The organism is Nostoc sp. (assembly GCF_036916655.1).
Classification (GTDB): Bacteria; Cyanobacteriota; Cyanobacteriia; order Cyanobacteriales; family Nostocaceae; genus Nostoc.
On sequence record NZ_JBALFY010000127.1, the window covers coordinates 1 to 7,695 of the forward strand.

At 39.9% G+C, this 7,695-nt stretch carries 8 protein-coding genes; 6 read left to right on the forward strand and 2 right to left on the reverse strand.

Features of this window, described 5'->3' with window-relative positions; all coding sequences use genetic code 11:
• The first annotated feature begins 158 nt into the window (after nucleotides 1–158).
• Nucleotides 159–380 carry a hypothetical protein gene (locus tag V7L31_RS32345; protein WP_334700022.1) on the forward strand — a complete coding sequence of 74 codons (222 nt, stop codon included), beginning with the start codon at nucleotides 159–161 and terminating at the stop codon, nucleotides 378–380.
• 317 nt (nucleotides 381–697) lie between these two features.
• On the opposite strand, the gene V7L31_RS32350 is transcribed toward V7L31_RS32345, so the two are convergent.
• Nucleotides 698–2,365 (reverse strand): alpha-keto acid decarboxylase family protein, encoded by a 1,668-nt coding sequence (locus V7L31_RS32350; RefSeq protein WP_334700023.1) that lies wholly within the window; start codon nucleotides 2,363–2,365, stop codon nucleotides 698–700.
• 498 nt (nucleotides 2,366–2,863) lie between these two features.
• Here V7L31_RS32350 and V7L31_RS32355 point away from each other — a divergent pair, with 498 nt between their 5' ends.
• The 3 genes from V7L31_RS32355 to V7L31_RS32365 all read left to right on the forward strand — a co-directional run bounded on the left by V7L31_RS32355 (nucleotide 2,864) and on the right by V7L31_RS32365 (nucleotide 4,801).
• Nucleotides 2,864–3,376 (forward strand): hypothetical protein, encoded by a 513-nt coding sequence (locus tag V7L31_RS32355; RefSeq protein ID WP_334700024.1) that lies wholly within the window; start codon nucleotides 2,864–2,866, stop codon nucleotides 3,374–3,376.
• A gap of 71 nt (nucleotides 3,377–3,447) precedes the next feature.
• On the forward strand, nucleotides 3,448–4,635 hold the full coding sequence (locus V7L31_RS32360; protein WP_334700025.1) for an NADH:flavin oxidoreductase/NADH oxidase: 1,188 nt from the start codon (nucleotides 3,448–3,450) through the stop codon (nucleotides 4,633–4,635).
• A gap of 25 nt (nucleotides 4,636–4,660) precedes the next feature.
• Complete coding sequence (locus tag V7L31_RS32365; protein ID WP_334700026.1) at nucleotides 4,661–4,801, forward strand: hypothetical protein; 141 nt, start codon at nucleotides 4,661–4,663, stop codon at nucleotides 4,799–4,801.
• Here V7L31_RS32365 and V7L31_RS32370 read toward each other — a convergent pair.
• Nucleotides 4,798–5,034 (reverse strand): hypothetical protein, encoded by a 237-nt coding sequence (locus tag V7L31_RS32370; RefSeq protein ID WP_334700027.1) that lies wholly within the window; start codon nucleotides 5,032–5,034, stop codon nucleotides 4,798–4,800. The two genes, V7L31_RS32365 and V7L31_RS32370, sit on opposite strands and share 4 nt — an antisense overlap.
• Before the next feature lie 267 nt (nucleotides 5,035–5,301).
• On the opposite strand from V7L31_RS32370, the gene V7L31_RS32375 reads away from it, so the two are divergent.
• Both V7L31_RS32375 and V7L31_RS32380 read left to right on the forward strand, forming a co-directional pair.
• Nucleotides 5,302–6,705 (forward strand): aromatic ring-hydroxylating dioxygenase subunit alpha, encoded by a 1,404-nt coding sequence (locus tag V7L31_RS32375; protein WP_334700028.1) that lies wholly within the window; start codon nucleotides 5,302–5,304, stop codon nucleotides 6,703–6,705.
• 22 nt (nucleotides 6,706–6,727) lie between these two features.
• Nucleotides 6,728–7,408, forward strand: a complete 681-nt coding sequence (locus V7L31_RS32380) for an SDR family oxidoreductase (protein WP_334700029.1) — start codon at nucleotides 6,728–6,730, stop codon at nucleotides 7,406–7,408.
• The last annotated feature ends 287 nt before the right edge of the window (nucleotides 7,409–7,695 follow it).

Consider the following 7,695-nt stretch of genomic DNA (forward strand, 5'->3'; position numbering starts at 1 on the left):
TTATTTTATTTATCATTTTATCAATTTTTACACTTATCTATGTCATTTTGAAATCTCCCTTAGTTTTTATTAGTAAATAAGATGCGTTTGCCCTGGGTACCCTCTCGATTATTGGAGTTTATCCCCCCACCCATAATTTCTTTCCCATCGGCACAGCAATGAACAAAAATCTCACAATCAACATGGGCAATTGTAATCATCGCAAATATATTCCTACGTTGGTGGATTTGGTTCGTAATGGCACAGTAGACCCCACAAAAGTCTTAACACAAGTCGAGCCGCTAATGTCAGTTATTGATGCATATAAGGCATTTGACCGACGACAACCAGGTTGGGTGAAGGTAGAATTAATCCCTGGAGCAGCTTTAGCTAATGTTTAGAGTCTTTGCCAAAGTTGTATTGTGAACTAAAAACTTTTTTGACATTATTTTAATTATTCGCCCAAAAAGACCATATTTTGGGCTATTTTTATTTAATTTTTCTTAACATTCAACATTTCTGACTTGAATGTGATTATGTCTGGCTACTTGATAATAATGTTCGTTTAGATCCGCTAGCTTTAACAGCGCCAATACAAACTTTGCAAAACGAGATACTGCCCCAAAATCCAAACTGGAGACTCCGATAGCGGAATGGTCAGATTGAGATGCCTTTAACATGAGATGTATGATGTAAGTTGATGAGGCAGTATGTTGCTTTATTGCTGCAACATCTTCAACAGAACCTCTGGGCTGTCCATTTTATCCATTACAACCTCAATAAAAACAAGTTGATCGCGATTTTGTTGAGCTGTTTGTAATGCTTTGTCTAACTGGGATTCGGTACTAACTTTAATTGCCCAGGCATTGCCAGCGAAAACCTCAGGGAGCTGATGATAATTCCAAGGTTGAATGTCGTTATATGGCATACGTTCACCGTGAATATCACGCTCTATAGTATATCCATCATTGTTGATCAAAAATATAATCGGTTTTAAATTATACCGTAAGATGGTTGAAAGTTCTTGTGCAGTCATTTGGAAAGATCCATCACCAACTAGTAGGATAGAGCGACGTTGTGATGCGGCGATGGCACAACCAAGTAATGAACCAACAGAGTAGCCAATCGATCCCCAAAGTACTTGCCCAACGAAAGTAGCTGCTTTTGGTAAAGGAACGATAGAAGCGCCAAACAAACAAGTTCCAGTCTCAGCAACGATAATGTCATCTTCTTGGAGAAAATGAGCAAATCTATGCCAAAAATACTGCTGCGTAATTGGTGCCGAAGAGCCGCCAACGATAGGTGTTATAAAACCAGCATCTAAATTTTCTGTTGCTGATTTGAAGTTAAGCGTTTGAGGATCGCGGCGCTGCAAACGTTGGCTTAAAGCAGAAAGCACATCTGCCATAGCGACATTGTTGTACAAAGCATGTTTAACTTTTACATAATCCCCATGCACTTCAATAGTTTGGCTGGGGTCAAGTTTGGCAGAAAACTTGCCTGTGTTGAAATCAGTCATCAAAGCACCAATAGTTAAAACACAATCAGCCTGCTCAATACGTTTTCTGACAGATTCCTCACTGGCAGCACCATTATATATGCCGATGAATTGGGGGTGGGTTTCTTCTAGCAATCCTTTTCCCATGTTCATCGTGGCATAAGGGTATCCGGTAGCTGTTAGCAGTTCTCGCAATTGTTCATGCAAGTGATAACGAGCTACACCAATATCAGCAAGAATCACAGGTTGGGAAGCTTTTTTCAGTATGTTTACACAGACATCAACTATTTCTGCAACTGTAGCGCGATCGCTCTGAAATACAGGGGGTATAAAGTTTTCAGACGGTGCAGACACCTCAGCCAGAGCAACATCCATAGCTATGGAAATATAAACAGGTAATTTCTTCAGCAAACAGATACCTAAAACTCTGTCAATTTCCGTTGTTGCATTTTCGGTTGTTAAATATGCTTGAGCCACCGTTACCTGTTGATACATTCGGGCAAATATTGAAAAATCACCAGTACCAAACGTATGATGGACAAGTGAACCAAGAGCTTGAATTTTAGTTGCAGGAGCACCAGTAATCGCTACAACCGGAACGTGTTCAGCATAAGCGCCAGCCACACCATTAATAGCACTGAGTTCACCAACACCAAAGGTAGTTACTAATGCCGCAACACCATTAATCCGACCATAACCATCGGCAGCATAGGATGCATTCAGTTCGTTGCAAGTAGGAATTAACTCGATGCCATTGTGCTTAACAATATAGTCGAGAAATTCCATATTGTAGTCTCCAGCAACGCCAAAGATATGCTTGATGCCAATTTGCTCCAGACGAAGCAATAAATAGTCACTAACAGTAAACTTTCCCATTGTCCAAGCCAAAATTTTACCCTTTTAGGGTAGGAAAACTTTAACTGAGATGCGTATCTCTGAAGTAAGAATAAGATTGTGACTTTTGCAGTTCAGTTTAAAAACTGAGCATAATCATAGACGTTTATTTAAGAATAACTTCTATCTGAAGGTTAAAAATCAACATAAATAGTTATTTCTAAAGAATTAAAAGTATTTATTGTAAGTGGCTCTTTAGAAAGATGTTTTAAAGACTAGGGTTTGGTGTCCTAGTTAATATGTGCAATTTAGGTTGCTCATACCAATTCTCTATGAAGTTGCACAGAATAAAACAAACGTCACCTCTATGCCAGACAAGGTAATTTTTCTATGCAGGCTCACATAGATTTGGTATCAGGTTTCAAATATCAAATTAATTTTTATATTTAGCTCGATGAAAAAATAATAGTAAATTAGCCGAAATAACGAGTAATTCTAAAATGGGCTATTGTTGATAAAACTTTTGAAAATAATCTAGTGGGATTTTGTTCTATGAATTACCTCATTGCAGTTTTACCAGACAAGTTAAAAGCAGAAGCCGCTTATTCTGCCTTAACAAATGATGGTTTATCTCCAAACCAAGTAGATATTTTGGGCAATGGTTATAAAAGTGCTGATGATTACAATCTGATTGACCCGAATCAACAAGCTCGTAAAGGAGCAAAGCGATTATTATACTGGTTAGTACCTTTTGGGTTTATCGCTGGTTATGCCTTTAATTATCTAACTGGTATTGAAATCTTTGCGCTCGGTGATACTGGCAGCCATATTATTGGCGGAATTTTAGGAGCAGCTTCTGGTGTTTTAGGGGCTTATCTAGTAGGTGGTGGAGTTGGTCTTACCGTAGGTAGTGGTGATGCTTTGCCATATCGCAATCGTTTAAATGCAGGCAAGTATTTAATAGTGGTTAAAGGAACTGAAGAGTTAATCCGACGTGCTACGGGTATCTTACGCTCTTTTGAGCCGGAAAATATTCAAGGTTATGCAGAGCCAACTAGTGCTTAAAATGAATTGCTTTTGGCAGTATACACCGAAAATTAATTGTTAACTTAAAGTCTAGAGGAATTAACAAATAGATGTCTACAGAGAATTTAACAAATTTATCATCCGTAGCCTATGAGGGATTAGACTCCCTACAGTCTTATGGAAGTCAATCAGGTTGCTTACACGATCAGGATATACCTGAATTAGACTTATTTAGTCCACTAAAAATTCGAGATTTAATCTTGCCAAATCGTGTGGCAATGTCACCAATGTGTCAATATTCCGCAGAGAATGGAATAGCAAATGATTGGCACTTTGTTCACTTGGGGAGCAGGGCGGCTGGCGGTGTTGGTTTAATTATGGTAGAAGCAACAGCAGTAACATCCATTGGGCGAATTACACCTGGCGATCTCGGTCTTTGGGATGATGCTCAGATTGAACCATTAGGACGTATTGTGCGCTTTGTTCGTCAACAAGGAGCGGTTATGGGCATTCAGTTGGCTCATGCTGGCCGAAAGGCAAGTAGTAATGTTCCCTGGCTAGGCGGTTCACCTTTAACACCTGAACAAGGGGCTTGGACTATAGTTGCACCAAGCTCAATTGGGTTTGATGCAAATAGTCCTGTTCCCATGTCCCTTGATGAGCGTGGTATTGAAGAAACCATTATCGCATTTGTGCAAGCAGCAGAGCGTGCGCTGCAAGCTGGTTTTCAAGTTATCGAAATCCACGCGGCTCATGGTTATCTATTGCATTCTTTTCTTTCACCGCTCAGTAATCAGCGAACAGACATTTACGGAGGTTCGTTAGAAAATAGAATACGTCTATTGCTAGAGGTGACAAGACGGGTACGAAATATTTTGCCTCAAGGTATGCCACTTTCTGTTCGCATCTCTGCTACTGATTGGGTAGAAGGCGGTTGGGATATTGAGCAATCAGTGATTCTATCTCGTGAACTAAAAGTATTAGGTGTTGATTTGATCGATGTTTCTACAGGCGGGTTAGTGCCTCAAGCGAAAATTCCTGTAGAGAAAGGTTATCAAGTACCTTTTGCTGCCAAAATCAAGCAATCAGCTCAAATCAATACAGCGGCTGTAGGATTAATAAATAATGCTGAGTATGCCAATCAAATCATTACTCGTGGCTGTGCAGATTTAGTTTTCATCGGTCGAGAATTGTTGCGCGACCCATACTGGTCTATTCATGCTCAGTGTAGCTTGGATGAAACACCGAACTGGCCTGTACCCTATGGTTATGCAGTCAAACGTCAAAAGCGTAAGTAGCTGCCGTAAACTTTATACGCCTCTGATGCTACAAAATTCGCTACCTGAGTATCTAGAGCAATTGGTGGATGATCTGTCAACGAAGATTGAAAGAACACCAAGCAACCACTGGGATGCCACAGATTCAATGACCTTAACCTCTCTCACAGATGCCTTGGCAGACTAAAATAGCGATCCATAGGTTTCTACAATTTTTTTGTCTTGCGCTTGAGGTGAAAAAAGTTCCCATTCAATGCCGTTGATATCGTGTGTGCTAGAAAATCCTTGCACCGCTTCATCTTCAAAACCGATGTGTCGTAGTTCCCCAGCGCGTTCTGGCATTTGATTAATCGAAAAATTGAGCAAATCAGTTCGCCACATTGCATACTTTCCAGGGACAACTACAGTGGGGTTAAACATCAGCCTCTAACTGTAATCAGCAATCGATGCTTGAAGATCATTTACGGCAAGAGCAATATGAAAGCGTTTCATATCAAATAAATCTTTTTTGCTAACAGCATAATCATTACAATAAAAAATCTCCGTTTCCTCCAACGAGTCAATCTGACCAATCATATCGGTTAGTTGACCCTACAAGGCACAAAAATTCTAATAAATATACAGCTAATGTTCATACTAGCTAAAATAAATCTTCAAGTGGGCAAAAAAAGTTAATAAACATCAAAAATGCTTGAGAAAGAAGTTAACGTCAGAGATAGTATTCACTCAAAACAGCCTGGGGGCGGCAGCGAGCCGAATAGTTTTGACTGTAAAGAAACATGGTATCCCATCCATTATCTGGAAGACTTAGACAAATCAAAACCAACGCCTTTTACAGTGCTGGGAAGAGATATTGTAATTTGGTGGGATAGACTTGCCCAATCTTGGAGAAGCTTTGAAGACCAGTGTCCTCACCGTTTAGCACCGTTGTCTGAAGGCAGGATTAGTGAGGATGGGCTTTTGGAATGTCCCTATCACGGTTGGGCTTTTTCTGGAGATGGAAATTGTCAAAGGATTCCTCAACAAGTCAAAGGTGGAACAGCAGAGACATCAAAACGAGCTTGTGTGGCATCATTACCAATTATTGAAAAGCAAGGACTACTGTTTGTATACTTTTGGGAATATGAAAATGCTGCCAAAACCGAAGTCCCAATAATTGAACCATTAGAAGAATCTCCCGAAGGATGGGTTGTAATTAATACATTTAGAGATGTACCTTATGATGCATTAACACTATTAGAAAATATACTAGACCCTAGCCACATATCGTTTACACATCATAAAACGGTAGGAAATAGGGCAAATGCAGCACCTTTGGAACTTGAAGTGATTGAATCTGGGAAACATGGATTCAAAGGGATTTGGAAACAAGGTTTGAAACCAGGGCAATCAGGAGAGTTGTCTACAACCTTCGTCGCTCCAAGTTTAATGTGGCATGACATCAACTCCCAGCGCGGCAGAATTTTAACTGTTGTTTATGCAACACCCATACGTAAAGGAGAATGTCGTGTATTTGCACGTTTTCCTTTTAAGTTTCCTGATAAACTTCCAGGTTGGTTTATTAAGCTCAGACCGCGTTGGTATTACCACATTGGACAAAATGGTGTTTTAGAAGACGATCAAATTTTTCTCCACTATCAAGAAAGGTATCTTGAAGCTAAAGGAGGTAGCCCTAACTTTACTAAAGCCTTTTACCTTCCAACCAAAGCAGATAGTTTTGTATTTGAATTGCGTCAGTGGGTAAACCAATATAACGCTGAACCATTTGGCAAAGAGACTTTTTCTCCCCCATTGGCAAAGTCCGTGCTTCTGGAGAGGTATCATTCTCATACGGAAAAATGTGCCAGTTGTAGCTCGGCGCTTTCTATTATTGAGCGATTGAGATTTGGGAGTGGAGTTGCAACAGTACTTACTTTGGCTTGGACTCCAATGCTTTTTTTATTTTTTCAGACAACATCAGTTGTAGTAGTTGTGATTGAAACTCTAGCTCCCTTAATTTTTGCACTAGCATGGCTCGGACTAAGTAAGTTAGTTATTCAGTTTTATGATGGACGAACCTTACCTCCACGAAACCGACCCGAAAAAAACTGAAATCTAATAATACCAGAAATATATGAGTAAGCTCATCTTAATTACAGGCATAAGTAAAGGTCTAGGTTATGCGATGACCGAAGGTTTTATTCAACAGGGACATACTGTTATTGGTTGCGCCCGTTCATCAGATGCAATCGATAAAATACGCCAAAAGTTTAGTGCTACCAACGATTTCACATCTGTAAATGTAGCAAATGAACAGCTTGTAAAAAAATGGGCACTAGACGTATTGAACAAATATGAACCGCCAGATATAGTGATTAATAATGCAGCAATTACGAATTATCCAGCACCTTTGTGGGAAATACCATCTGAAGAATTTTCGGATCTAATAGATATCAATATCAAAGGAGTAGCGAATATAATTCGCCATTTCGTACCAGCAATGGTGAAAAAGAAACGGGGTATTATTGTTAACTTTAGTTCAGGCTGGGGACGTTCGACTTCAGCCCAAGTTGCCCCATATTGCGCTTCCAAGTGGGCAATAGAAGGATTAACTCGTTCTTTGGCACAAGAATTGCCAAGTGGTATGGCAGCTATACCCCTTAATCCAGGGATTATTCATACAGATATGCTTTCTATTAGCTTTGGAGAAGAAGCTGCTAATTATACACCCGTGTCCCATTGGGTATTAAAAGCTGTGCCATTTATTCTCAATTTAAAACCCAAAGATAACGGGATTCCCTTGACCATTTCCTGAAATTGGTCAAGGGAATTGCTTTGACTGTATATTGACCGCAATAGCGATGTCTACGACGGGCTGCGCCTACGCAATTGGCTCAATGTGGTTCAGTTAAGAAAATTCCTCTGTGAAGGCAAGGGAATAGTGACGAAAAAGCAGGCTGATCTAAACTGTATTGGTTTATCGCCTAGACGCGCGGGAAATTAGTACAACCCACATTCCGCACCCAGAACTGTCACACCCCAAAGAAACGAATCTATTTAGTACATCCGAACTAATGATTGAGAAAATTGACTAGAATTTAT

Coding starts and splice junctions, on each gene's coding strand:
- V7L31_RS32365 (WP_334700026.1), top strand. CDS start 4,661: ATGCTACAAAATTCGCTACCTGAGTATCTAGAGCAATTGGTGGATGAT.
- V7L31_RS32355 (WP_334700024.1), top strand. CDS start 2,864: ATGAATTACCTCATTGCAGTTTTACCAGACAAGTTAAAAGCAGAAGCC.
- V7L31_RS32370 (WP_334700027.1), bottom strand. CDS start 5,034: ATGTTTAACCCCACTGTAGTTGTCCCTGGAAAGTATGCAATGTGGCGA.
- V7L31_RS32345 (WP_334700022.1), top strand. CDS start 159: ATGAACAAAAATCTCACAATCAACATGGGCAATTGTAATCATCGCAAA.
- V7L31_RS32380 (WP_334700029.1), top strand. CDS start 6,728: ATGAGTAAGCTCATCTTAATTACAGGCATAAGTAAAGGTCTAGGTTAT.
- V7L31_RS32360 (WP_334700025.1), top strand. CDS start 3,448: ATGTCTACAGAGAATTTAACAAATTTATCATCCGTAGCCTATGAGGGA.
- V7L31_RS32375 (WP_334700028.1), top strand. CDS start 5,302: ATGCTTGAGAAAGAAGTTAACGTCAGAGATAGTATTCACTCAAAACAG.